Origin of the sequence: Sinorhizobium americanum (assembly GCF_001651855.1) — a bacterium.
In the GTDB taxonomy this organism is placed as follows: domain Bacteria; phylum Pseudomonadota; class Alphaproteobacteria; order Rhizobiales; family Rhizobiaceae; genus Sinorhizobium; species Sinorhizobium americanum.
Map to the genome: position 1 here is coordinate 1 of NZ_LNQC01000049.1, position 25,453 is coordinate 25,453.

A 25,453-nucleotide genomic window follows, 5' to 3' on the forward strand; every position below is an offset into this window, starting at 1 on the left:
CTCGGGCGAGACGGAGAAGCGGCCGATCTCCTGGAGCGGCTCATAGCGGACGCGCCGGCGCGGCGGCACCCTCGATACCTCGCCTTGCGTGCGGCAGCCTGCAGTCATTTGGGGCGCACCGAGGAGGCGCAGCGATGTGCCAGTGCCTCCATTGAGTCGGTCGGCAAGTGTTGGAAGGGCGATCCGGCGGCGGGGCCGCGGCAATATGTGGACTGGCTCGTGGATACCTTGTACCTGCGTCGGGACGAGGACGCGGAACGGTTGCGCGAGGGCTTGCGGCGAGCCGGGTTGCCGGCTTGATGATGGCTTCTTCTGACGGCTCTTCCCAGCAAACAAGTCATTCCGCCAACGATTGCATATGGCAGAGTTTCACCCTGGTGAGACCTACGGGAACGAACAGAGTCGACCCGAAGCGGCCACTGCCAACTAGAGTGGTGAACGGCTGCGGTGAGCCCGAAGCAGTCGTTCGCCCGTGAATCGACGGTCGGCAACGCGCGTTTTTGTCAGGCAGCCTCCGCAAGAAGAATAGCCCGAACGGTGAATGACAGGCTCACTAGAAAGAACGAGTGGCGAATTACTGTATTTCTCGTCTCCGCAGTCCTCCTCAGGGCCTAGTCGAGGTGGTTCAGCGTGACCACACCCGTATCGGCGGCAACCCCGGCAAGTGCGATGGAAGTCGACCAACAAATTGGCGCTCGAGGGTCGATTGACTCTTTCTTTCAAGACGGCGGCCCGCCAAGTAACCTCCTGATGACATCGTCGCAATCGGAGTCGAAGCACCGACCATGACTGAGCACAATGCGCTCCGGCCGCCAGGAACGGATTTTCGCGAACGCTGCATTGGCCTTTCGTCGCTGCAATAACAGGGGCAGCCTCATGCCGAAGAATATTTGCCCGCGGGGATGGTACATTCCGCTCAGTTTCGTTGCCGTTCGCCAAGGCTCGGGCATTTTGTCCAACTCGACGTTGATGATCGTGTCCGTCAGGATCAGCGTTCTCGAGGTTTTGTGGTAGAAGATGAACTCCTTGAAATATCCGCCCGGAAACAGCGTCTGGTCGATGTCTTGCCGCCAATCCTCGGTCGGATTTAAGTCGAGGTCCCGCGCAAACGTGACATCGTTGCGCCGGGCGCGCGCCCTTTGGCGGACATGCGGCGAAGCCCAGGTGATCGCGTCGGGAAAGACCTTGGACCACTCCCCGATATGAGCGTAGTGAAATTGGTTGGGCGAGACGAGATGACGGATTGCGCCCATCCGCTGCAGCTCGCCTGCCAACGCCTCGTCGAACTTGATCGGCGAGTGCAGGAACAGACTACCGTCCGAAAGGCGCACGATGGTCATCCGGGTCGTGAAAGGCAGCGGTAGCCTGACGCCACCTACGGTCAGATACTCGAATGGTCCATCGACTATCCCGATTTCCGGCCCTATCGGCTTGTATACGTTGATCGGCTCGTAGAGAGAGGCGCCCACAGATCGTCTCCCAGATAACTTCTTGAACCGAGTATGTCTGATTGCTTGATGTCTGCAACCGGTCCGAAATTCAGCCGCTGAGCGGGAGCGTTAAGGCAGACAACGCGCCGCTATGAGATGGTCTGCAACGCACGATCCAAACGGTCTCTGTAAAGTGCCACGGCGGGAACCAGCGCAAATACGCATCCGGTCGCAACGAGAACCGCTGCCAGGGACACTTCTTGGAGACCAATCGAGGGTGAGAGTGCCACGCCAGTCTGACTGGCAACAAACAGTCCGGCCAGGTAGGAGCCCGCGAATCCGAGGATGAGGCCAGCAATCGCGCCAGTGGCGACGATGGTCACGACGTAAAGCCAGATGCAGGCGAACACATAGGCCCTGGGTGCTCCGAGCGCCCTGAGCACGGCGAAACGACGCCTGTGGACGCGCAGCAGGACAATCACGCAGGCGATCACCGCGGCGATGACGAGAGCCTGGGTGCCAGCGGCGAGCGCCGTCATCATCACGCGGATGTCGCCGAGCACCTGATAGAGCCCGACCAGCACTTCCGCCGGAAAGAATGCCGTCGATGTCTCGGTTCGGAACAGGTTGCGCAAGCCGTACGCCGCGGCCAGATTTTCCGGCTTCACCACCATTGCCGGAACTCCGGTCAGGTAGGCGTCGTCGAACGGCGGGCCGAGGACGGGTCCCGCCTCCGGCGCGTGGCCCGTCGGAAGATTGTGCAGCTTCCAGATCTGCTCCACCGGAATGATCACGGCGCGATCCCACGGCGATCCCTGCGCCGGAAGTCGACCGACCACTGTAAATCTGCTGGCATGGACCAGGCCGCCTGTCGTCTCCTCGGGACCGTGGCCATGGCTCGTCTGGAACGTGTCGCCCACCTTCAATGGCGAAGCCTGCCCGACGACCGCCTCTTCCCAGTTCTCAAAGCCCCGGCCCTCTGCCAGATGTCCGTCCGCCAGATGAAGAACGAGGTCACGAGTCGTCCCGACGACCGGGTCGCCGTTGACGCTGTCGCCGAACGCAAGCGGCGCGGCGAATGCGACGCGCTTTTCCGCAACGACCTGCCGAACGACCTCCGGCTTCAGCAGTTCGACCGCGCCAGGTCGCAGGAACAGTGACTTCAGGGTCACGTCTGTAATGCTTCCGGGAGCCGCGACTATCAGGTCGAACTTGTCGACGGCCCGCGCGCTCGCCTGCTTCAGGGCGCGCTCCTGCGATATGATCGCCACACCCAGAGCCGTGGCAATCATGACGAGGATCACGAGCATCAGGTTCAGGCGCCGGTCGGCGCGGAGCGTCGAAAGGACCATCGGCAACGGGTTCATTGCGCGCGATCCTTTCTGACTACTCTTCCGTGATCGAGATGGATGGTCGTTGCAGCTCGCGCGGCGAATTCCGGATCGTGGCTGACGGCAATAACCGTCTTGCCCTTGGCCGCTTCTTCGATCAGCGAATCGATGACGAAGGATCCGTTTTTTGTGTCGAGGCTGGCGGTCGGCTCGTCGGCCAGGATGATCCGCGGATCGAACAGCAATGCCCTGGCAATCGCGACCCGCTGCTGCTCACCACGCGACATCCGCGAAACCGTCGTTCGGTCTTCCGGAACGCCGAACCGCTTCATGAGCGATCTCGCATCGGCGGCAGGACGGGCCGCCTTGCCGAAGCTTTCAGGCAAGCGAATATTGTCGAGCGGCGACAATTCGCCGATCAGATTGAAGTCCTGGAAGATCATGCCGACAGTCTGGCGTCGCCAGGCATCTCGCCGGCTTTCGCGGAAATCGGTCACTGTCTCCCCAAAAACGGTGACGGAACCGCTTGTGAGGGGCGTGATGCCGGAAATGACGTTCAAGAGCGTGGATTTGCCAGATCCCGATGGCCCCGCCACCACGGTCAATTCCCCAGGTGGAAACGAGAGATCCTCGATGGTGAGAATGGCGCGTCGGTCATTAGCCGTATCCGGCACTTCGACGTTGATTTTCTTGAGGGAGACCATTGGGTGTTCAAAGCCGCTCGAAAACAGCATCCGTGAGGCGGAGGAAGCTGACAAAGCCGGTTTCCGGATCCTTCTCGAAGCCGACCTCCAGCTTGCCCACCACCTTGATCGGGAAATTGAAGGGCGTGGGGTCCACGATCGACGAGGTTTTGATGAGAACGATGTCGGTCGGCCAGTCCAGCGTCGAATCGCAGAACGGGCAGACGGCCATCGGCATCTTGGTCAGCACGAAGAATGTCGCCTGTGCCTTGAGCGGGGGTGCCATGTATCCGACGATCTCGACCTCGCTGCCTGTAAGCGCCTTGGTCTTGGCGGACGGATCACTGCCCTTCTCATAGAGTTCCGCGAAGCTAAGCGTGCTTGCTGCCGCTATGGCAGCGCCCGCAGCGATCGCAACCGCGATGAACATCAAGAAGGCACCCGTGATCAATCGTCGCATTCGTCACCCATCAAAATGGAGCAACCCGGCCGTCGACCGGGTTGCCGGAACATCCGTCAACGATGAACCGTCAGTCCTGCTGGCCGAGGCCCGAGGCGTTGGAGAGGACGTGATAGATGTAGTTCTCTTCGACCGTGCCCGAGACCAGATGGGCCTGCGGACCCCAGGCATAGATCACCACGTCGTCACCGGCATGGGTTTCCGACTCCATCGGCACCAGGGCCGGCTGCAGGAAGTCTGGTGACTTTGTGTCGACCGTCGTCAGGTCGGGACGGACGCCGGCAGGCTGGGCTTCCGTCTTGCCTTTTTCCAAAGCGGGGAACACCGCACCCGGACCGTTGGCGTAGCCGAGGGTCGTGTAGGGCTTGCCGTCGGCCGCCTTGGCGACCTCGCCGTCCACATCGACGACGAGACCGAACAGCGGGTTGCCCCGCTTCGGGTAGCCGTTGATCGTCATGGTGTGGCCGTGGTCGGCGGTTGCGACGATCAGCGTGTCTTCGCGCTTGGTCATTTCCAGCGCCTTCTTGATCGCCTGGTCGAAGGCGATCGCATCTTCGAGCGCGCGGGCGGCATTGCCGGCATGGTGGGCATGGTCGATGCGGCCGCCCTCGACCATCAGCACGAAGCCTTTTTCGCCCTGCGAGAGACGCTCGATCGACTTGGCCGTCATCTCTGCGAGCGACGGTTCGCCCTTGGCATCCTTCGGACGATCCAGCTCGTATTCCATGTGGCTACGGTCGAACAGGCCGAGTAGCTTGGCACCGGAGGAAAGGTCGGCGGCGTCGAAGCCCGCCTTGTCCGTCACATAGAGATGGCTGTTGCTCTTCGAGGTCCACTCGGCCGTCAGGTCGCGCTTGTCGGTGCGGCTGCCGGTCTTTCCTTCATCCTCGACATCGGCGGTTTCGGCTGGAACGAAGTTGCTGCGGCCGCCGCCGAGGATGACCTCGAAACCGTCGCCGGCCGTCCAGTTGACGAGCTGGTCGGCAAGATCCTTGCAGCCCTTGGCGAGATTCTCGCCGACTTCCTTGTCGTTCTCCCAGTCGCGGTCGGGCGTATGGCCGTAGGTCGCAGCCGGCGTTGCATGCGTGATGCGGGCGGTCGAGACCACGCCCGTCGCCAGGCCCGCCTCTTCGGCGAGTTCGAAGATCGACTTGACTTCCTTGCCCTTCGAGGCCTCGCAATCACCGACGACCGCGTCCTGGTTCAGGCCGATGATGTCGTTGCGCGTCTTGACGCCCGCCACCATCGCCGTCGCAGTCGGCGCGGAATCCGAGACCTGGCCGTCGTGGCTGTAGGTCTTCGACATCGCGGTGTAGGGGAAGGTGTCGATCGTCAGGACGTTGGACTCGCCGTCAACGCCGCGCTTCTGCCCTTCGAGGATGCGGGCGGCCGTGACAGTTGCCACGCTCATGCCGTCCCCGACGAAAATGATGATGTTCTTCGCCTTGCCAGAGATCGGCTGGACCGCGAGTTTTGCCTCGAGCGCGGCCTTGGCCGCGGTGAAATAGCTGTCGCTGGCCTGCGGGAGATCGGCGGCGCTCACATGCGCGGCCATCAGCGCGGCGCAGCATACGCCGGAAAAAAGTGTCCTGATCATCAATGAAACCCCTCGAAGAACGTGGAAGGCATGGCACCGGAAGTGCCGCGCGGAGGGACCCTATTGGGGGTTCATTTCAGTTATGTGACACTTAGTCGTGAGAGTGCCCCGCGTGGGAGTGCTCGCGCGCATCAGCAGGCTCGACCTCGGAATGGACGGTCAACTCACCACCCGGTTCGAAGCTCAGGACCATCTCGATCCCGTCTCCGACCGCAAGCTCTTGCGACAGCCCGTCCAGCTTTATTGCAAGTCCGCCTGGATCAAGCTGGACCTCTCCGACGGGGACGTCGATGGCACCGACAGCGGCTGTCGTGAGCTCGGTCCCTTCCATCACGATGCCGACGAGCTCGGCGCGCTCGGCCACGTCAGTCCTGACGCGGGTCAGCCTGACGGGGCCGCCGGCATTCTCGATATCCATGAAGACCAAGGTCGAACCACCGGCATCGGCCGCCCTCGCCCACGGGTGCACCACCCGGATGTCTCCCATTGCAGCGACGTGACTCTCGTGATCCTCCGCCATCGCGTTCGAAGCATAGAACATGACGGCGCAAATCATCGATCCAAGTAGTTGTCTAACTCGCATCCGTCCCTGCCTTGTTTGTCCATGAGATAGCAACGGGCCTTATCACTTGTGTGACAGCCAGGCATTTGCTGTGATTTCCCGCAGATCAGCCGTCGCGAGAACGGCTTAATTCCATCTTCCGGACGCCAGCCACAGCACCGCGCAGGCGGCGACAATTGGCGCTGCAAATTTGAGCCAGGCGTGGAGAGGGGGAAGCAGCCGACCTTGCCGAGCGCCGTCGGCGCTGGCCGCATACAGGGCAAATGCGCACCATCCGCCGAGGAAAGTAACGGCACCTGCTTGCGCACCGACATAGCGATCGCCGAAGAACCAAGTGCCCAAAGTAATCGCTGCCAGAAGAACGATCAGGCCGACGGCACAGACTGCGATCTCAGCCCGATCATCTGTCTGCTTCGGGCGTTCTTGTCGGCTTCGTCTCACAATCCGGTTCATCGTTCCGTTCCGAATGCTTCCTCTGGTGAACGCTCTCAAGAATGCCCCAGTGCGCAGCACCGCTATCAAGCGGTTCCGCTCTGCGCAACGCCCTTCTGCGGCGCGGCCGCGATGGAGGACAGGTCCTCGTCAGGGTTGACGGGCGTTCTGGCTTCCTTGCGCTCCGAATAGCGGTCGACCAACCGGGCGGAGTGCGGCCGCAGGAGGATGGTGAAGCGAACGAGTTCCTCCATCACGTCGACGATGCGGTCATAGTAGCTCGACGGCTTCATCCGCCCATCCGCATCGAATTCCTGGAATGCCTTGGCGACGCTCGACTGGTTGGGAATCGTGAACATCCGCATCCAGCGACCGAGTATCCGAAGCGTATTGACCGCGTTGAAGCTTTGCGAGCCGCCGGACACCTGCATGACGGCCAGCGTACGGCCCTGGGTCGGACGGATGCCGCCCATGTTCAGGGGCAGATGGTCGATCTGCGCCTTCATGATTCCGGTGATCTGACCGTGCCGCTCCGGCGAGCACCACACCATGCCCTCGGACCAAATCGCGTGCTCGCGCAGCTCCTTCACCGCCGGGTGGTTATCCCCCTTGACCTGGTCAGGCAGCGGCAGGTCGGAAGGATCGAAGATGCGGGTCTCCGCGCCGAAGTATTCCAGGAGACGCGCGGCCTCTTCGACGGCTAGTCGCGAGAAGGAGCGTTCGCGCAGCGAACCATAGAGGAGCAGAATGCGCGGCTTGTGGTCGTTCGGCCCGAGGCCATCCGCCGGGTTACGGTGCATGTAGGCGGGATCGAGCGCCGGAAGGTGGTCGAAATCGGTAAGGGGGCGTAGTCTCATTTCAATTCCCATGCGTAAGAAGCGCGGCGGTTCAGACGAGCCGGCGGCCATTCTCGTCGAGAACCGCTTCCCCATCTTCCTTGACGAAGGGTCCCATGAACGCGTCGGCCGGCAGGATGTCGAGGACAGCCTCGGACGGCCGGGCCAGCCGCGTGCCGATCGGCGTGACCACAAACGGCCGGTTGATCAGGATCGGATGATCGAGCATCGCTGTCAGGAGTTGGTCGTCGGAGAGTGCCGGATCCTCGAGCCCGAGCTCCGCATAGGGTGTTCCGTTCTCCCGGACCGCTTCGCGGACGGTCAGGCCGGCACCGCGGATCATCGCGGCGAGCTCCTCCCGGCCCGGCGGCGTACTGAGATAGTCGATCACCGTCGGTTCGATGCCTGCGTGGCGAATGAGCGCCAGCGTGTTGCGCGATGTCCCACATGACGGATTGTGGTAGATGACAACGTCCATGATCATTCGGTCCCCTTGACCTTAATTGGTGAAGTTGAGGTGTTTTGCTCGGCAAGCAACCACCCGGCGATAGCCGTGGCCACGAGCGCGCCGAGAACTTCGGCGGCGACAAAGGCCGGAACGTCCGTCGGTCGGATGCCCGAAAAAGTGTTCGAAAAGGCGCGGGCGACAGCGACAGCGGGGTTGGCAAAGGACGTCGAGGCAGTGAACCAGTAGGCCGCGGTGATGTAGAGGCCGACCAGCGACGGGATGGCGTCGGCGCGCAAGCGCAGTCCCGCCAGGATCGTAAACACGAGGCCGAAGGTGGCGACCGTCTCTGCGATCCACTGGCCCTGCCCTGTCCGCAGTGTTTCCGAAACCTGGAAGATCGGCAGGTCGAACATCGCATGGGCAACAAACGTTCCTGCGAGGCCGCCGGCAAACTGCGCGAGGACGTAGAGCGCCGCTGCGGATGGCTCGATCTCGCGCCTCGCCGCGAACACCATTGTTACCGCCGGATTGAAGTGCGCTCCGGAGATCGGCCCAAGAATGCTGATCAAGACAACCAGGATCGCGCCCGTTGGAATCGTGTTTCCGAGAAGGGAGACCGCGACGTCATCGGAGAGGCGGTCGGCCATTATCCCGGAGCCGACGACGGTGGCGACCAAAATAGCAGTGCCGAGCGCTTCCGCGCCGAGGCAGCGTTTGAGGTCGAAGGTCATGCTTCAGCTCGCCTGCGGCCTTGCGGCGGCAGTGGAGCCTTCCATCCGGCCGATCTCGTGGAGGCTTGAGGTCAGGCTCATCCGCTCGAGGCTCTCGACAGGCAGAGCTGCAAAGGCTGCAATGCGAAGCTTCATGTAACGGAGCGTCGTTGCGAAGGCGACACGCTTTTCGGCGTCCGTCCCCTCGACTGCTGCCGGATCCTCGACGCCCCAATGCGCCGTCATCGGCTGGCCGGGCCATACCGGGCAGGCCTCGCCCGCCGCGTTGTCGCAGACGGTGAAGACGAAATCGAGATCAGGAGCGCCGGGCCGCGCGAACTCGTCCCAGTTCTTGGAGCGAAGTCCGTCGATCGGATAATTGTGGCCCGCGAGCGTCTCGAGCGCAAAGGGGTTGACCTCGCCTCTTGGCTGACTGCCGGCTGAAAAGGCGTTGAACTTGCTCCCCCCGTCCTTTCTAAGGACGCTCTCGGCAATGATCGAACGGGCGGAGTTTCCCGTGCAGAGAAACATCACGTTGAACGTCGTCTTGGTCATGGGGCTACCTTTTCGCTTGAACGGCAGGGGTTGAGCGCTTCGACCAGCGGCGCGCAAAGATCGGCGTTTCCGCCGCAACAATCCTGGACGAGGAAGAGGGTCAGATCGCGCAAACGCGAAACATCCGCGCGGTAGACGATAAGTCGGCTGCGGCGTTCGGAAGAAACCAGACCCGCCCGAGCGAGGATGTTCAGATGCGTCGACATCGTATTGTGGGGCACGGCCAAGGCGCGGGCGATGTCGCCTGCCGGCAATCCATCGGGCTCATGCCGGACAAGCAGGCGGAAGGTTTCAAGGCGTGTCGACTGGGCGAGTGCCGCAAGCGCGAGAATTGCGTTTACTTGTTCCATATGTCGAGAATACCCGAAATGTGGACAGCGTCAACCGTCGGTGCTACACATTGAACGAAGAGGTGGAGCAACTCCGCCGAAGGCTTTTCGAGGAGACGGGAAGCATCGCCCGCAAGAGGCACGCGGGAGGAGCCAATGAAGGGAATCGAGGACATTCCCGACTGTCGGCCCGGCGGACACGCCAGGCTTGGCAGACGATGCTTCATTGGAGGCGCGCTGTCGCTTTTATCGATGCCAGCACTCGCAGCCGCCGCCGCGAACTCCTTGGAAAAACCAGTACTGCGCTTCGGTCTGACGCCGGTCTTTCTCTCCAATGACCTCGAGGTTCTCGACGAACTGAAGAATTATCTCGCTAACGCGACGGGGCATGAGGTCCAGCTTGTCACACAGAGGACCTACCAGGAAGTGACCGCCCTGCTCGTGGCGGGGAACCTGGAGGCCGCGTGGATCTGCGGCTATCCCTACCGGAAATTCCAGGACGAACTGGTGCTCGTCGCGACGCCATCGTGGCGCGGACAGCCGCTCTATCAGTCCTATCTCATCGTGGGAGCGGACCGGGGGGCAAGCTCGCTCGACGATTGCAGGGGCGACATCCACGCCTTCTCGGATCCCGATTCCAATTCTGGCTACCTGGTCACGAAAGCCTACCTCGCACAGCGTCACCTGAGCGAGGATACGTTCTTCCGGAAGACGTTCTTCACCTACGGGCACCGCAACGTGATCCGCGCCGTCGCCGCGGGCCTTGCGAATTCCGGCAGCGTCGACGGCTACGTGTGGGAGGTGATGAAGAGCATCGAGCCGGACCTCGTCTCCCGGACAAAGGTACTGGTCAAATCGGATTGGTACGGTTTTCCGCCGATCGCCGCGCCCGCAAGGCTCAAGGGCACGGCCGCCTTCGAAAGACTTCGATCGGCCTTCCTCGGGATGGTGTCCGATCCGGTCGGACGGTCGCTCCTTGGTCGCCTGCAGCTTGACGGATTCGTCGATGCGCCGCCTTCGACCTTCGATGGCATCGCCGCCAACATCGAACTCGTCAGGAGGCTGGGGTGAAGCTCGTCGACGAATTCCGGCGGATACCCCTCACGATCCGCGTGCCCGCGATGGTCGCAGCGCTGATGATCGTCGTCAGCGCCATAATCTCGGAACGCGTGCTAAGCAGGCTCTACGAAACCCAGCAGCAGCACATGGCGGCCGTCGTGGGCACCTACCTCGACGGGCTTTCGAATGCGCTCATTCCTCCGGTGCTACGCGGCGACATCTGGGAGACCTACGATATCCTTGACCGGACACCGTCTACCTACGGCGTGCTCGTCCCTCTCGAGACGATCGTCACCGGGCGCGACGGCCGGGTCCTCGCATCGAGCCACCCGAAGTCGGTAGCCCCGCTCGCGGAATTGCCCGCCGAATACGCTGACCGCGCTCCGCCGAGCGACGGCATGCAGATCGACTGGGAGAAGCGGACAGGTTTCGGCAGGCGTGACCTCCTCTACCAAGGCAGGCCGGTCGGCGCGATCCACGCCTCCTTCGACATATCCCACCTGATTGCCGAACGGCGCGAGGTCCTGAACACCCTGCTCGCCACGAACGCCGCGCTCGCCATCGCATTCGCGACTGTCGGCTACCTGCTGGCGCGTCGAATGGTCCGGCCCGTGAAGACCTTGGCCGACCACATGAGATCGGGGGCGAGCGCCACTCCCCGGCCGATCGCGCTCGAGGAATTCCCGCGGCGGGAAGGCGAGTTCGCCGAGCTGTTTCACGGGTTTAACGCGCTGGTCGAGGCCGAGCGGGAACGCAGCGCCCTCACGCTGAAACTCGCGGAGGAGGAGAAGCTCGCCAGCCTCGGGCGTCTCGCTTCCAGCATGGCGCACGAGATAAACAATCCCCTCGGCGGCCTGTTCAACTGCATCGACACCCTCAAGCGTCACGGAGCCGACGAGTCAGTCAGGGAGACCAGCCTGTCGCTTCTCGAGCGCGGCCTGACCGGTATCCGGGACGTGGTGCGCGCGGCTCTTGCGACATATCGCGCGGACCGGTCCGGGCGGCCGCTGACCGTCCAGGACCTCGACGACGTGAGGCTGCTCATCGGGCCGGAGATCGCGCGAAGACAGCAGACGCTGAACTGGGAGCGATGTCCAGACACGCCGTCGCTCGCGGTGCTTTCCGGCGTCGCGGTCCGACAGGCACTTCTCAACCTAGTGCTGAATGCCAGTACGGCGGCCGGCGACGGCGGCAAGATCTCTGTTCAGTCCCGCTTCGATGCCGAAGCATGCACATTGGTGCTCGCAGTCGGCGACAGCGGCCCTGGCTTGAGCAGTGATGCTCTCGAAGTGCTCGTGGCACCGGACCCTGCACCCGCAAGCCGCCGCGCCAATGGGCTGGGGCTATGGATGGTCAGGAAGATGGTCGACGAGACCGGTGGTCGGATAAGAGTTGGAGAGAGCGACAGCGCCGGCGCACTCGTCGAACTCCATCTGCCGCTGCGAGACCCCTTGGAGGTGAACCATGCAGCATAACGCAGGACGCATCGGGCTTCTGGAAGACGATCCCATCATGGGCGAATCGCTTGTGCAGCGCCTTTCGCTCGAGGGACACAAGGTGCAGTGGTGGACACGCGGCGAGCAGGCGCTTCGAGAGCTGTCCGCCCACGTCGGCGATTTCGATCTGGTGATATGCGACATCCGCCTCCCGGACATGAACGGGGAAGACGTCTTCCGGCAGAGTTGCTGCGAAAGTTCGACACCGTTCCTGTTCATGTCGGGCTACGGCGACATCGACCAGGCCGTGCGGCTGATGCGCAGCGGCGCCGTGGACTTCATCACCAAGCCTTTCGAAATGGCCACGCTGCTCGACAGGATAGCATCAAGCCTTCGGTCGAGCCCCAGGGACTCGCTTGAGGGCGAGCTTGGGATCTCAGCTTCCATGCGGCACGTGGAGATGGTCCTCCGGAGATATGCCGCGCACACGCTGCCAGTCCTCATTCAAGGCGAAACCGGGACGGGAAAGGAAATCTGCGCGCGCTTTCTCCATCAGGTATCCGGCCGGGCCAGTTCTCCATTCATGGCGGTCAACTGCGCTGCGATTCCGGGCGAGTTGCTGGAAAGCGAGCTGTTCGGCCACGAAAGGGGAGCGTTCACCGGGGCGAACCAGCTTCATCGCGGTTATGCCGAACGAGCAGGCGACGGCATCCTCTTCCTCGACGAAATCGGTGACATGCCGATTCCGTTGCAGACGAAGCTGTTGCGGCTCATCGAGGACGGACATTTCCACCGCCTGGGGAGCGAAAAGCCGATCCCGTTCAAGGCACGCATCGTCTGCGCCACCCACCAGAACGTCGAAAGCGAGCCTGGCCGCTTCCGCCAGGACCTGTACTTCCGCTTGTCTGCCCTGCCGGTTGCGATCCTACCCCTCCGGGAGCGACCCGAGGACATTCTGTGGCTGGCGCAGCGGTTCCTGGACGAGATCACCGAGGCGCGCGACACACCGGTGCGCGGTATCAGTGCGCTCGCCGAAGATGTGATGCTCGAGCATCAATGGCCGGGCAACGCGCGCGAGCTCCGCAACCGTCTGGAACGCGCGGCGGCGCTGTCCGAGAACACGTTGCTGATGCCGATAGACCTCTTTCCAGACAAACGAGCCGGACACGTCGCCGGCTCCGTCGCTACCCTGTCGGAGGCGCGCGACGCCGCCGAGCGCAGGCAGATCCTCAGGGTTCTCAGCATGACCAACGGGCAGATATCCGAGGCCGCGCGTTACCTCGGCGTGTCGAGAACGACGCTGTGGGAGAAGATGACTCGGTTCGGGATCGAAGGTGGAGCACGTTCGGAAAACTGAACATCCGGCACGTCGGCTGTTCGCATTTTCCGACAGCTTTTAACGCCTTTATCTCGCAAAGGACCGTTCTCCCCCGGAAATCCGGCATTCTCCTAAATGGCATGACGTTTGCTGACCTGTGGACGAGGACATCCAACGTAGGGAGGCTTGAATGTCACGCTGTCGAAACATGGTCGATCTGGGCCGCCGCCAGTTCCTGCGCGGCAGTGCGTTGATGGCCGCCAGTGCCACGGTTGCCGCGGCCGGAGCCGCGCCTCAGGCGAAGGCCGCGACGCCCGCGGCCAGGGTCGAGTACCCTTCAAACCGTCTCGCCAATGTCTCCGAACTCAAGTTGAACGAGCCCTTGGAGGTCACCTATCCGGACCCGGACGCGCCGGGAGTCCTTCTCAAGCTCGGCATACGCGTCGAAGGCGGGGCCGGGCCCGACGGCGACATCGTCGGTTTCTCGACGATCTGTCCGCACAAGGGCTACCCCCTCAGCTATTCGGCCGACAGCAAGACCTTCAACTGTCCCGGACACTATTCCGTGTTCGATCCTGAGAAAGGAGGCCAGCAGGTCTGGGGCCAGGCCACGCAGAACCTGCCGCAGTACGCGCTTCGCATCGCGGAGAACGGCGACATCTTCGCCGAGGGCGTGGATGAACTGATCTACGGCCGCCTGTCGAACGTGCTTTGAGGGAGAAAGACGATGGCCTACAAACGCAACATCGACCGTCTGCCGATCATCCCCGCGGACGCAAAGCAGCACAACGTCACATGCCATTTCTGCATCGTCGGCTGCGGCTATCACGCCTATACCTGGCCCGTGAACAAGCAGGGCGGCACGGAGCCGGATAAGAACATCTTCGGCGTCGACCTCTCGAAGCAGCAGCAAGCAGAAACCGTCGCCTGGTACTCGCCCTCGATGTACAACATCGTCAAGCAGGACGGCCAGGACGTACATATCGTCATCAAGCCGGATCGCGAATGCAGCGTGAACTCCGGATTGGGCTCGGTCCGCGGCGCTCGCATGGCGGAAATGAGCTACTCGGAGGCGCGCAACACCCAGCAGCAGCGACTGACCGACCCGCTGGTCTGGCGCTACGGCCAGATGCAGCCGACGAGCTGGGAAGACGCGCTCGATCTCGTCGCACGCGTGACCGCAGCCGTCATCAAGGAGAAGGGAGAGGATGCGCTCTACGTCTCGGCCTACGACCACGGCGGCGCTGGCGGCGGATACGAGAACACCTGGGGCACGGGCAAACTCTACTTCGAGGCGATGAAGGTCAAGAACATCCGCATCCACAATCGCCCCGCCTACAACTCCGAGGTCCACGCCACCCGCGACATGGGGGTTGGCGAGCTCAACAACTGCTACGAGGATGCCGAGCTTGCCGACACGATCTTCTGCGTCGGGGCCAATCCGCTCGAGACCCAGACCAACTACTTCCTGAACCACTGGGTTCCGAACATGCGCGGCACGACAGCCGACAAGAAGAACGAGCAATTGCCGGGCGAAGAACATCCTCCCGTCAGGATCGTCTTCGTCGACCCGCGGCGAACCGTCAGTGTCAACGCATGCGAGGCCGAGGCTGGCGCGGACAACGTGTTGCACCTCGCGATCAACTCGGGCACCGACCTCGCCCTCTTCAACGCGATCTTCACGCACATCGTCGAGAAGGGCTGGACCGACAAGGAGTTTATCAAGGCAAGCACTGCAGGATTCGACGAGGCCGTCAAAGGCAACAAAACGACCCTCGAGGAAGCTTCCGAGATCTGCGGAGTGCCGGCTGCAGACATCGAAAAGGCGGCGCAGTGGATCGCCGAGCCGAAGGCCGACGGCAAGCGCCGCCGGACGATGCTGCCCTACGAGAAAGGACTGATCTGGGGCAACGACAACTACCGCACCAACGCAGCGCTGGTGAACATAGCGCTCGCCACCGGAAACATCGGACGGCCTGGCGGCGGCTGCGTGCGCCTCGGCGGCCATCAGGAAGGCTACTCCCGCCCGTCCGACGCCCACGTCGGCAAGCCAGCAGCCTATGTCGACCAGTTGCTGATCGGCGGACAGGGCGGCGTGCACCACATCTGGGGGTGCGACCACTACAAGACGACCCTGAACGCCCACGAGTTCAAGAAGGTCTACAAGAAGCGGACCGACATCGTGAAGGACGCGATGAGCGCCGCGCCCTACGGCGACCGGGACGCGATGGTGAAGGCGATCGTCGAGGCGATCAACCAGGGCGGATTGTTTGCCGTGAACGTGGACATCATTCCCACCAAGATTGGCCAGGCCTGTCACGTCGTGCTTCCCGCCGCGACCTCCGGCGAGATGAACCTGACGTCGATGAATGGGGAACGTCGGATGCGCCTCACCGAGCGCTACATGGACCCGCCCGGCCAGGCGATGCCGGACTGCCTGATCGCGGCAAGGCTCGCCAACAACATGGAGCGCGTGCTGCGCGACATGGGCGATGCGGCCTATGCCGACAAGTTCAAGGGCTTCGACTGGAAGTCCGAGGAAGACGCCTTCATGGACGGGTATCACCAGCACGAGAAGGGCGGAGAGTACGTCACATACGCTCGGCTTCGCGCGATGGGCAACAACGGCTTCCAGGAACCTGCCGTTGGCATCGAGGGCGGTCCCGTCGCCGAGGGCAGTTCGCGCGGCGAGACCACGACCGGCGCGCAGCCGGGAATGATCGTCCAGGGCCCGGCCGTCGAAGGCGCGCGCGGCAAGGAACCGGTTCAGCAGGCTGACCCGAACGCCGCGGCCGCTCCAGTGCCTGACGCCGGCACGCAACGCATTATCGGCACCCGGCGGCTCTACGCCGACGGAAAGTTCAACACCCCTGATGGAATGGCCAAGTTCATGGTGTCTGAATGGCGCGGCCTGCAGGCTCCGGGCAAGCAGGAGCAAAAGGACAAGTACAAGTACCTGATCAACAACGGCCGGACCAACCATGTCTGGCAGTCGGCCTACCTCGACCAAGAGAACGACTTCGTGATGGACCGCTGGCCCTATCCGTTCATCCAGATGAACCCTCAGGACATGACCGAAGCGGGCCTGAAAGAAGGTGATCTCGTCGAGGTCTTCAACGACAGCGGCGCGACCCAGGCGATGGTCTATCCTACGCCGACGGCGAGACGCGGCGAGACCTTCATGATGTTCGGCTACCCGACAGGCGTGCAGGGCAATGTCGTGAATGCGGGCACGAACGAGCTGATCCTGCCTAACTACAAGCAGACTTGGGCCGACATTCGCAAGATCGCGGACGCACCGCGAAACGTCGCCCATCTCACCTTCAAGTCGCAGGAATACAAACCATCTTGAATCACCGCGGGAGGGCGGCCGTCGCCCTCCCATTTCCACTTGAATGCTTTTTCCCGCACTTCCGGGGCTGACTGAGGGATGCCGACTCTGTTGCATGCGACTTCAGGAAAAGCGCTGACGGCTCGTTCTCGACGCCCCGCGAGATGCTCCTATTTCCATGGGAATCGAAATACTGATTGACATGGGAACATCGGCTTCGTTATGAATATTTCCATGAAACTCGAATTAGCCGCATCTCAACTGGAATCCTTGGGCAATCCAACGCGACTGCGCCTATATCGGGCGCTGGTGCGGGCGGGCGTCGATGGCCTTCCGGTCGGAGGCCTTCAGCAGAAACTCAACATTCCGGCGAGCACGCTTTCGCACCATTGTCGCAAGCTGATCGACGCCGGACTTGTGACGCAGGAACGAAACGGGACGACGCTGATCTGCCGTGCCAACTACAAGGCGATGTCGTCGCTCATCGGCTATCTTGCCGACGAGTGCTGCGCCGATGGGGCATGCGAGGAACGCAGGGAGACGGCCGAGGCCTGATCCTTTTTTTGACTAGTAATTTCGATAAAACCAGAAGTATGGAAGGACTTGAACATGTACCACTACTCCGAGCTTCCGGTCGCAGTGATCGGCGCGGGGCCGGTCGGACTCGCCGCGGCCGCCCACCTCCTCCAACGCGGGCTGCAGCCGGTCGTATTCGAGCGCGGAAATGGGCCCGGCTCCTCGCTGGTCGATTGGGGCCATGTTCGCGTGTTTTCTCCCTGGCGGTACGTCTTCGACAAGGCCGCCCTGGAACTCCTTGAAGAGAGCGGCTGGAGCCAGCCCGATCCGGACGCCCTTCCGACCGGATCGGAGATCGTGCAGCAGTATCTGATCCCGCTCGCCCGTCTGGTGGCGCGGTACACCAAGTACGGCACGACCGTTCATTCGATCGCCCGTCTCGGGCTCGACAAGGTCTCCAACGAAGATCGCGACCGCGCCCCGTTCGTGGTTCGCTACCGGGACGAAGCAGGAGCGGAAAGGCGTCTCACGGCGCGGGCGGTGCTGGACGCCTCCGGAACTTGGCTCCGGCCCAATCCTATCGGTGTCGATGGGCTTCCGGTACCAGGCGAATCCTTGGCGGGTGACCGGATAAGCTACGGCATCCCGGACGTGCTGGGGCGCGAGCGCGAGCGCTACGCCGGGAATGACGTGCTGGTGATCGGAAGCGGTCACTCGGCCATAAATACAGTGTTGTCACTGCTCGACCTTCAGAGGGAGCATCCGAAAACGTCGGTCACCTGGGCGCTGAGACGCAACAAGATCGACAAGCTGCTTGGTGGAGGCCTGAACGACCAACTGCCCGCCCGTGGCGCGCTCGGCCTGGCGGCCAAGAACGCCATTGAAAGCGGCCGCCTGAAGCTGTTGGCACCATTCTCCGTCGAATCCATCGCTCCCAGGGGAGAAACCCTCGAGGTCAAAGCATTGGTGGGCGGCCGACCCGAGTCGCTCAATGTGAACCGTGTCGTCGTCGCGACAGGATTCCGCCCGGATCTGGAGATGTTGAGCGAATTACGCATCGATCTGGACGTCGCCGTCGAGTCGCCGCGCCGGCTCGCCCCGATGATCGATCCGAACTTGCATTCCTGCGGTACCGTGCCTCCGCATGGCGTCGAAGAGCTTGGCCATCCCGAACGCGACTTCTTCATCGTCGGTTCGAAGTCGTATGGCCGCGCGCCGACGTTCCTCATGGCAACGGGCTACGAGCAGGTGCGCTCCGTAGTCGCCGAGCTGGCGGGCGATCATGTCGCTGCGCGCCAGGTCGAGCTCGTGCTTCCTGAAACCGGGGTGTGCAGCGTGACACTGCCCGGTCTCTCGGGCGCGCCAACGGGAGGCTGCTGCGGTGGCCCTGCTCCGGTCGAGGTCGACGCTTGCTGTGTCGCTGACGCGGGGGCCAAGTCAGAAGGCAAATCTGGTTGCGGTTGCGGCGCTAGCCAGAAATCAGAAGCGGAAACTGCCGCATGATTGAACCGAACGCGCCCGCACGAGTGATCTGGGCGCTCGGCGTGACCCAGATCATCGGCTACGGCACTCTGTATTATTCCTTCAGCATTCTCGCGCCAGGAATGGCGCGGGATTTCTCCATACCGCTGGATTGGCTGTTCGGCCTTTTGTCGTTGTCACTGCTGTTCGGTGGCATCATCGCTCCGAAGGCAGGAGCCTGGGCCGACCGCTTCGGTGCGGGCAGGCTCATGGTTCCGGGTTCCCTCGGTGCCGGGCTTGCCATGACGGCGGCCGCATGTTCGCCGAATGCGATCGCGTTCGGCATCTCATTGGTGCTGATGGAGGTGGCATCAGCCTTCGTGCTCTACGGCGCGGCCTTCGCAGCAATCGTGCAGATCGGCGGACGCGGCGCCCAGCGCAGCATCACCCATCTGACGCTGATCGCAGGATTCGCTTCGACATTGTTCTGGCCCCTGACGGGGATCCTGAGCGATCAAGTCGACTGGCGAACCATCTACCTTGTCTTCGCCGCGCTGAACATCCTGGTCTGCATGCCAATTCATCTCTGGGTCGGGCGACTGCCGCGTCAGCCTGAAGCTCCGTCATGTGCTGACCAGGAGCCTCTCGCGCCCAGTGCAACTCTGCACCCACCACGAAATGGCCTGTTCATTGTGATGCTCGCTGCATTTGCAATCGAGGGTTTGGTCCTGGCGTCCATCCTCACACACATGGTGCCGATGGTGAGTGCCCTGGGATTGGGTACTGCAGGGTTAGTGACTTCGAGTCTGTTCGGGCCGTCCCAAGTGGCAAGTCGCCTGCTGAACATGCTGTTCGGAGGGCGATTGTCCCAGACGTCTTTGGCCATCACTTCCGCCGGGTTGCTGACGATGGGCCTGGGCGTGCTGTTCATGACCAGTCCTTGGCTGCCCGGCGTTGTCGTCTTCGCCATCCTTTTCGGCCTGGGCTCCGGTCTCGCCAGCATTGTGGGAGGCACGCTGCCGCTCGAACTGTTTGGGCGGCCAGGCTATGCGGCTCGGCTCGGTTGGGTGAGCTCTGCTCGACAATTCTCTTCCGCCCTCGCACCGTTCGCGTTCGCGTTCATCATGCAGGCACGGGGAATCAGCGAGGCAATCTTGATCGGGATCGCAACGGGTGGCGCGGCCATTGCCTTGTTTTCGCAGGTAGCTTTCCTCCACAGAAGGCCGTCGTCGTCCCCCACTGCAGTTCCAAGCAGCTAGTATGATGCCACCTAGTAGTCGCTGAGCGCGTAGCCCGCGCCCCGAACGGTCCGGATTACTGTATCCGCCTTGCCCAGACTGATGCCTTTCCTCAGTCGGCCGATGTGGACATCGACAGCGCGTTCGTCGACGGTCGTATCATCGCCCCAGAGGGAAGCCTTGAGCTCGGAGCGCGAATAAACCCTTCCGGGCGAACTCATCAGGAATTCGAGCAGCTTGAACTCCGTCGGACCGAGCTTCACTTCGCGCTTCTGCCGATGGACTCTGCGCGCCGCCCGGTCCAGCGTGAGGTCGCCCACCTTGATCATGTGGTCGAGCAATGCGGGGTTTGAGCGTCGAAGTAGGTTCTTGACGCGTACGATGAACTCCATGATCGAGAACGGCTTTACCAGGCAGTCATCTGCTCCAGCCGAGAGACCGGCGATGCGTTCGTCCTCGCCCGCCGCATCCACCAAGAGCACGATCGGCAAGTTGAAGGTTGCAGAACGCGTCCGGAGGCGTCGGCAAAGATCGATGCCGGTAACTCCAGGCAGAGACCACTCAAGCACAAGGGTATCGGGGGCGCTTGCTTCTATCCGGGCCTCCGCTTCGTCTCCGCGCGTGAGTCCGTCGACCGTGAATCCCTCCTTGCGGAGATTATGCTCGAGCGTCAAACGCAGTGGCTCGTCATCCTCGACGACAAGAATTCGCGCTCCCATGCAGTCTTCACTCCCTTACTGAGTCTCCAGCGAATACCCCGCCCCGCGCACAGTCCGGATCACATCCGGCATATTGGAGAAATTCAACGCCTTCCGCAGCCGCCCGACATGAACGTCGACCGTGCGCTCGTCCACGTAGATGTCGTGCCCCCACACGCCATCCAGGAGTTGCGCCCGCGAAAAGACCCGTCCAGGAGACACCATGAAAAACTCCAGCAGACGGAATTCCGTCGGTCCGAGCCGGACCTCTCGACTTCGACGATGGACGCGATGCGTTTCGCGGTCGAGTTCGATGTCGCCTGATTTCAGGACCGTGGAGAGGACCTCCGGCTTGGCACGCCGCAGCATCGCCTTGACGCGGGCCATCAGTTCGGGTGTCGAGAAAGGCTTGACGACGTAGTCGTCAGCGCCCGTCGAGAGCCCCCGGACCCGCTCGCTTTCCTCGCCTCGCGCCGTCAGCATGATGATCGGCAACCGCTCTGTCTCGGCCTTCTGGCGCAACCGTCTGCATAGCTCGATGCCGGACACTCCCGGCAGCATCCAGTCGAGGATCAGGAGGTCTGGAAGGCGCTCCTGCAGGCGGACTTCCGCCTCGTCGCCGCGAAGGATGGTGTCGACCTCGAAACCTTCGGCTTCGAGGTTGTAGCGAAGAAGGATGCTCAGTGCCTCCTCGTCCTCAACAACAGCTATCCTGGGTAGCATTCAGCCAAAACTCCGTTGTGATTTGATCCTGTTGCCAGTTCGCAGGCGCTACTCTCCCGCGCCTACGGACGGGGTCGTGTCGTCCTTTGGACGCTCGCCTTCGGGCTGAGAACCGGTCGCCATATAATAGATCGTTTCGGCGATGTTGGTCGCATGGTCGCCGATCCGCTCGATGTTCTTGGCGCAGAAGAGCAGGTGCGTGCACGTCGTGATGTTGCGCGGATCTTCCATCATGTAGGTGAGCAGTTCGCGGAACAGCGAGGTGTAGATCGCGTCGATCTCCTCATCGCGCTCTCGGATGCTGTTCGCCTTCTCCGGCGACCGCGATGCGTAGACGTCGAGCACTTCCTTGAGCTGGACCGCAGCGAGCTCTGCCAGATGCTCGAGGCCACGCGCGAGCTTGCGCGGAACGCCAGAGCCCGCGACCGCGATGACGCGCTTGGCGGTGTTCTTACCCAGGTCGCCGACACGCTCCAGGTCGGCCGCGATCCGGATCGATCCCATGATCTCGCGAAGATCCGAAGCGACCGGCTGACGCTTGGCGATGGTGACGATCGCCTTCTCGCCGATTTGGCGCTCGGCATCGTCGAGGATCGTGTCGTCCGAAATCACCTTCTGGGCAAGCGCCAGGTCGGAGTTCACCAGAGCCCGGACGGAGTCCGCCACCATCTGCTCGGCGAGACCGCCCATCTCCGAAATCCGGCGGGTCAGATATTTCAACTCTTCATCGAAGGCGGTCGTAATGTGTGTGTGAGACATCTTCTGTTCCTCGATAGGCGCGCTCTTCACAGGGTCTGGCCGATCAGCCGAAGCGGCCCATGATGTAATCCTGGGTGCGCTGGTCGTCCGGATTGGTGAACATCTTGTCCGTCTCATTCTCCTCGACGAGGTTGCCGAGATGGAACATGGCGGTGCGCTGCGAGACGCGGGCCGCCTGCTGCATCGAATGGGTCACGATGACGATGGTGAAATTCGAGCGCAGCTCGTGGATGAGTTCCTCTACCTTGGCCGTTGCGATCGGATCGAGCGCCGAGCAGGGCTCGTCCATCAGGATCACTTCCGGACTGACGGCGACGGCGCGGGCGATGCACAGGCGCTGCTGCTGGCCCCCGGAAAGACCCGTTCCCGGCTCCTGCAGGCGGTCCTTCACCTCGTTCCACAGACCCGCCTTCTGCAGGCTGTTCTCAACGATCTCGTCCATGTCAGCCTTGTGGCGTGCAAGCCCATGGATACGCGGGCCGTATGCGATGTTCTCATAAATGGACTTCGGGAACGGATTGGGCTTCTGGAACACCATGCCGACGCGGGCGCGCAGTTCCACCACGTCGACGGTCGGATCGTAGATGTCATCCGTATCGAGCGTGATCTTGCCGACGACGCGGCAGCCCTCGATCGTGTCGTTCATGCGGTTCAGCGTGCGCAGGAAGGTCGACTTGCCGCAGCCCGACGGGCCGATCAGGGCCGTGACCGTGTTCTTGCGGACGTTGAGGTTCACGTCGAAGAGAGCACGCTTCTCGCCGTAGTAGACAGAGACGTCCTTTCCGACCATTTTGAAGTTTACGGTGCTCATCTTCTTATCCAGTGCCTTTTCCACTGCTGCTTCGGACATAATGTTCATCTCGGTTTCTCCCTACCAGCGGCGCTCGAAGCGCTGTCTGAGAAATATCGCGATCCCGTTCATCAGCACGAGAAATGCTAATAGAACCAAGATTGCAGCGGAGGTACGGGACACGAAGCCACGCTCCGGGCTATCCGCCCAGATGTAAATCTGTGTCGGCAGTGCGGTGGACGCCGCGAAGACACCCTCGGGCGGGCTGGTGATGAAGGCGTTCATGCCAATCAGCAGCAGCGGCGCGGTTTCACCGAGCGCTCTCGCCAGCGAGATGATCGCTCCGGTCATGACCGTCGGCATCGCGAGCGGCAGGATGTGATGGAAGATCATCTCGTGCTTCGACGCGCCGACGCCCAACGCCGCTTCGCGAATGGAGGATGGTACCGACTTCAACGAGACGCGTGTAACGATGATCAGAGTCGGCAGCGTCATCAATGCCAACACCAAACCGCCAACGAGAGGCGCGGAACGCGGCAGGCCCATCCAGCCGAGGAATACTGCGAGACCGAGCAGACCGAACACCACGGACGGAACGGCAGCCAGGTTGTTGATGTTGACTTCGATGAGGTCGGTGATCCTGTTCTTCGGTGCGAATTCCTCGAGGTAAATTGCTGCAGCAATACCGATCGGGAAACTGATGAGGAAACAAACCAGCAGCGACCAGAACGAGCCGGAGATTGCGCCCGCCAGACCGGCGAGTTCAGGGAAGCGGCTGTCGGCGTTGAAGAACAGGCCCCAGTTGAACGGCGTCGAGATCACGCCGTTAGCGACGAGCTGATCGTAGATCCCGATCTGCTTGTCGTTGATGCGGCGCTGGTTCTCTGGGACGTCGCGGCTGATGCCGGCCTTGGCCAACTGGTCGACCGGATCGGCCATCGGTATCGCGAAGCTGCTCTTGCCGGTCAGCTTGCTGGGGTCGGCGACGACCGCATCACGGACCAGGAACGGCGCCGACGAGGTGAACATCTCGAAGAACTTGCGCTCTTCGCTTCTCTTCATGTCGGGCACCAGGCCGCGCAGGGCGCCGCGGACGATACCGCGCCAATCCGCTTCACCGATGTTTGCCGGATCCACCTTTGCCGTCGACAGAACGATCTCGACGGTAGCGACGGTCTGCGTAAAGGCCTTGTAGCCGGTGAAGCTCAGCGAACCCACCAGGATGGCAAGGAAGCCCAAGGCAAACGTGATCGCGATGATGCCGTAGATCTGCAGACGTCTGTCTGCCGCATACCGGGCTTTGCGTCTCGCCTTCATCTCATCGGAGTGCCAGTTCACTCCGGCGGGGCTGACAGTGTCAGTAATGGCTGCGCTGGACATCAGTATTTCTCCCGGTACTTCCGCACGGTGCGCAGAGCGATGAGGTTCAGGATCAACGTCACGATGAAGAGGATGAGGCCGAGCGCGAAGGCTGCCAGTGTTTTCGGGTTGTCGAACTCGGAGTCGCCGATGAGCAGCGTGACGATCTGCACGGTTACCGTGGTCACCGCGTCGAACGGATTGACAGTCATCTTGGCGATAAGGCCTGCGGCCATGACGACGATCATCGTTTCACCGACGGCGCGGCTGAGCGCCAGCAATACGCCGCCAACGATGCCGGGCAGAGCTGCCGGAAGCAGTACCTTGCGGATCGTCTCGCCCTTCGTCGCGCCAAGAGCGAAGGACCCTTCCCGCATTGCCCTCGGCACGGCCGCCAGAGCGTCGTCAGAAAGCGAGGAGATGAACGGGATGATCATCACACCCATCACCGCGCCGGCGGCAAGAGCGCTGTTCGGAGAGGATTCGATACCCAGGCTGAGGCCGAGGTTACGCACGGCAGGCGCGACGGTAAGAACGGCGAAGAAGCCGTAAACGACCGTCGGGACGCCGGCGAGAATCTCGAGCAGCGGCTTGATCACCGCGCGGAACCGCTTGTCGGCATATTCGGTAAGATAGATCGCGGAAAGGATGCCGGTAGGGACGGCGACGATCATCGAGATCAGCGATATGACGAACGTGCCGAAAAGAACCGGAATGACGCCGAATGCTCCCTGCCCCGCCACTTGGTCGGCGCGGATGGCGATCTGCGGCTCCCAGCGCAATCCGAACAGAAACTCGGTGACCGGCACCTTCGTGAAGAACTGGAATGCCTCGAAGACGAGCGAGGCGATGATGCCGAGCGTCGTGACGATGGCAACGAAGGACGAGAACATCATGAAATAGGTGACGGACCGCTCGACGCTGTGACGGGCACGATAGCGGTTATCGATGACGCGGTATCCGAAGAACGCGCCGACCGCCATCGTGGCGGCCACCACCGCGACCATCGCGGCGGTCGAAATCTGCTGCAGGGACTTCAGATGCACGACGGCGGCCTGGATTTCGGGCGTCGGCTCTTTGAATATGTTTCCAGCCGCGACCTGCCGGACCTCGCTCATGATGAGCGAGCGGGCCGTCGCGTCGAGGCTTTCCGAACCGGGAAAGCTGGCGATGACGAGTTGATTGATTACGCTGTTCTGCCCGACGAGCCACAACAGCAGGAAGATGAAGGCCGGCACGCCGGTCCAGATCGCCGCATTCAGGCCGTGATAGATCGGTCGAGAGTGCGTCTTTTCAGAAGCTCCGTTCTGCGTGGCGCGAGCGCGCGCAGAACCGACAAAAGTCATAACTAGCGCTGCAAGCGCCAAAGCTGCCAGCAAATATCCGGACATG

Annotated in this window: 26 protein-coding genes; 8 read left to right on the forward strand and 18 right to left on the reverse strand. The window is 62.1% G+C overall.

The features are described 5' to 3' along the window. Positions 1–719 precede the first annotated feature (719 nt). The 12 genes from ATC00_RS10900 to ATC00_RS10955 form a co-directional block, all read right to left on the reverse strand. The gene (locus ATC00_RS10900; protein ID WP_064252750.1) at positions 720–1,469 is read right to left on the reverse strand and encodes a DUF4336 domain-containing protein; all 750 of its coding nucleotides are present in this window, start codon (positions 1,467–1,469) and stop codon (positions 720–722) included. Between the two features lie 110 nt (positions 1,470–1,579). Further along, positions 1,580–2,797: an FtsX-like permease family protein gene (locus ATC00_RS10905; protein WP_064252751.1), complete on the reverse strand. Its 1,218-nt coding sequence runs from the start codon at positions 2,795–2,797 to the stop codon at positions 1,580–1,582. After that, positions 2,794–3,465 carry an ABC transporter ATP-binding protein gene (locus ATC00_RS10910; RefSeq protein ID WP_064252752.1) on the reverse strand — a complete coding sequence of 224 codons (672 nt, stop codon included), beginning with the start codon at positions 3,463–3,465 and terminating at the stop codon, positions 2,794–2,796. Before ATC00_RS10910 ends, ATC00_RS10905 begins: the two co-directional genes overlap by 4 nt. Positions 3,466–3,472: 7 nt before the next feature. Continuing rightward, entirely contained in the window at positions 3,473–3,904 is a 432-nt protein-coding gene (locus ATC00_RS10915) for a hypothetical protein (protein WP_064252753.1), read from the reverse strand. 70 nt (positions 3,905–3,974) lie between these two features. Continuing rightward, positions 3,975–5,501, reverse strand: coding sequence for an alkaline phosphatase (locus tag ATC00_RS10920; RefSeq protein WP_064252754.1), 1,527 nt, complete (start codon positions 5,499–5,501; stop codon positions 3,975–3,977). 91 nt (positions 5,502–5,592) lie between these two features. Beyond that, positions 5,593–6,042 carry a copper chaperone PCu(A)C gene (locus tag ATC00_RS10925; RefSeq protein WP_161951904.1) on the reverse strand — a complete coding sequence of 150 codons (450 nt, stop codon included), beginning with the start codon at positions 6,040–6,042 and terminating at the stop codon, positions 5,593–5,595. A gap of 147 nt (positions 6,043–6,189) precedes the next feature. Next, positions 6,190–6,516: a hypothetical protein gene (locus ATC00_RS10930; protein ID WP_064252756.1), complete on the reverse strand. Its 327-nt coding sequence runs from the start codon at positions 6,514–6,516 to the stop codon at positions 6,190–6,192. 65 nt (positions 6,517–6,581) lie between these two features. After that, a complete protein-coding gene (gene arsH, locus ATC00_RS10935) occupies positions 6,582–7,352 on the reverse strand; it encodes an arsenical resistance protein ArsH (RefSeq protein ID WP_064253050.1) in 771 nt (256 codons plus the stop codon). A 31-nt stretch (positions 7,353–7,383) separates the two neighbouring features. Further along, the gene (arsC, locus tag ATC00_RS10940; protein WP_173827772.1) at positions 7,384–7,809 is read right to left on the reverse strand and encodes an arsenate reductase (glutaredoxin); all 426 of its coding nucleotides are present in this window, start codon (positions 7,807–7,809) and stop codon (positions 7,384–7,386) included. A gap of 2 nt (positions 7,810–7,811) precedes the next feature. Beyond that, positions 7,812–8,510 (reverse strand): aquaporin, encoded by a 699-nt coding sequence (locus ATC00_RS10945; protein WP_064252758.1) that lies wholly within the window; start codon positions 8,508–8,510, stop codon positions 7,812–7,814. 3 nt (positions 8,511–8,513) lie between these two features. Further along, complete coding sequence (locus tag ATC00_RS10950; protein ID WP_037385549.1) at positions 8,514–9,044, reverse strand: arsenate reductase ArsC; 531 nt, start codon at positions 9,042–9,044, stop codon at positions 8,514–8,516. After that, entirely contained in the window at positions 9,041–9,394 is a 354-nt protein-coding gene (locus tag ATC00_RS10955; protein WP_037385552.1) for an ArsR/SmtB family transcription factor, read from the reverse strand. The genes ATC00_RS10950 and ATC00_RS10955 overlap by 4 nt, the downstream gene beginning before the upstream one ends. A 135-nt stretch (positions 9,395–9,529) precedes the next feature. Here ATC00_RS10955 and ATC00_RS10960 point away from each other — a divergent pair, with 135 nt between their 5' ends. The 8 genes from ATC00_RS10960 (at position 9,530) to arsK (ending at position 19,753) form a co-directional block, all read left to right on the forward strand. Beyond that, positions 9,530–10,444 (forward strand): substrate-binding domain-containing protein, encoded by a 915-nt coding sequence (locus ATC00_RS10960; protein WP_064252759.1) that lies wholly within the window; start codon positions 9,530–9,532, stop codon positions 10,442–10,444. Then, positions 10,441–11,907 (forward strand): sensor histidine kinase, encoded by a 1,467-nt coding sequence (locus tag ATC00_RS10965; RefSeq protein ID WP_064252760.1) that lies wholly within the window; start codon positions 10,441–10,443, stop codon positions 11,905–11,907. Before ATC00_RS10960 ends, ATC00_RS10965 begins: the two co-directional genes overlap by 4 nt. After that, positions 11,897–13,225: an arsenic response regulator transcription factor AioR gene (gene aioR / locus ATC00_RS10970; protein ID WP_064252761.1), complete on the forward strand. Its 1,329-nt coding sequence runs from the start codon at positions 11,897–11,899 to the stop codon at positions 13,223–13,225. Before ATC00_RS10965 ends, aioR begins: the two co-directional genes overlap by 11 nt. 151 nt (positions 13,226–13,376) lie before the next feature. Next, complete coding sequence (locus ATC00_RS10975) at positions 13,377–13,901, forward strand: arsenate reductase (azurin) small subunit (RefSeq protein WP_173827771.1); 525 nt, start codon at positions 13,377–13,379, stop codon at positions 13,899–13,901. Positions 13,902–13,913: 12 nt separating this feature from the next. Then, positions 13,914–16,538 carry an arsenate reductase (azurin) large subunit gene (locus ATC00_RS10980; RefSeq protein WP_064252763.1) on the forward strand — a complete coding sequence of 875 codons (2,625 nt, stop codon included), beginning with the start codon at positions 13,914–13,916 and terminating at the stop codon, positions 16,536–16,538. A 213-nt stretch (positions 16,539–16,751) separates the two neighbouring features. Further along, positions 16,752–17,072: an ArsR/SmtB family transcription factor gene (locus ATC00_RS10985; RefSeq protein WP_064253051.1), complete on the forward strand. Its 321-nt coding sequence runs from the start codon at positions 16,752–16,754 to the stop codon at positions 17,070–17,072. A 54-nt stretch (positions 17,073–17,126) separates the two neighbouring features. Then, positions 17,127–18,536: an FAD-dependent oxidoreductase gene (locus ATC00_RS10990; protein WP_064252764.1), complete on the forward strand. Its 1,410-nt coding sequence runs from the start codon at positions 17,127–17,129 to the stop codon at positions 18,534–18,536. Further along, complete coding sequence (gene arsK, locus ATC00_RS10995) at positions 18,533–19,753, forward strand: arsenite efflux MFS transporter ArsK (protein WP_064252765.1); 1,221 nt, start codon at positions 18,533–18,535, stop codon at positions 19,751–19,753. The genes ATC00_RS10990 and arsK overlap by 4 nt, the downstream gene beginning before the upstream one ends. An 11-nt stretch (positions 19,754–19,764) precedes the next feature. Here arsK and ATC00_RS11000 read toward each other — a convergent pair whose 3' ends face one another. From ATC00_RS11000 to pstC, 6 genes are read right to left on the reverse strand one after another with little or no spacing between them, the layout of a single operon-like run. Then, entirely contained in the window at positions 19,765–20,451 is a 687-nt protein-coding gene (locus tag ATC00_RS11000) for a winged helix-turn-helix domain-containing protein (RefSeq protein ID WP_064252766.1), read from the reverse strand. Between the two features lie 15 nt (positions 20,452–20,466). Continuing rightward, on the reverse strand, positions 20,467–21,153 hold the full coding sequence (gene phoB, locus ATC00_RS11005; protein WP_064252767.1) for a phosphate regulon transcriptional regulator PhoB: 687 nt from the start codon (positions 21,151–21,153) through the stop codon (positions 20,467–20,469). Between the two features lie 48 nt (positions 21,154–21,201). Beyond that, positions 21,202–21,912, reverse strand: a complete 711-nt coding sequence (phoU, locus tag ATC00_RS11010) for a phosphate signaling complex protein PhoU (RefSeq protein ID WP_064252768.1) — start codon at positions 21,910–21,912, stop codon at positions 21,202–21,204. Between the two features lie 43 nt (positions 21,913–21,955). Continuing rightward, the gene (gene pstB / locus ATC00_RS11015; protein WP_064252769.1) at positions 21,956–22,771 is read right to left on the reverse strand and encodes a phosphate ABC transporter ATP-binding protein PstB; all 816 of its coding nucleotides are present in this window, start codon (positions 22,769–22,771) and stop codon (positions 21,956–21,958) included. Positions 22,772–22,783: 12 nt separating this feature from the next. Further along, complete coding sequence (gene pstA / locus ATC00_RS11020) at positions 22,784–24,067, reverse strand: phosphate ABC transporter permease PstA (protein WP_412458386.1); 1,284 nt, start codon at positions 24,065–24,067, stop codon at positions 22,784–22,786. 14 nt (positions 24,068–24,081) lie between these two features. Further along, on the reverse strand, positions 24,082–25,452 hold the full coding sequence (pstC, locus tag ATC00_RS11025; RefSeq protein WP_064252771.1) for a phosphate ABC transporter permease subunit PstC: 1,371 nt from the start codon (positions 25,450–25,452) through the stop codon (positions 24,082–24,084). Position 25,453 lies beyond the last annotated feature (1 nt).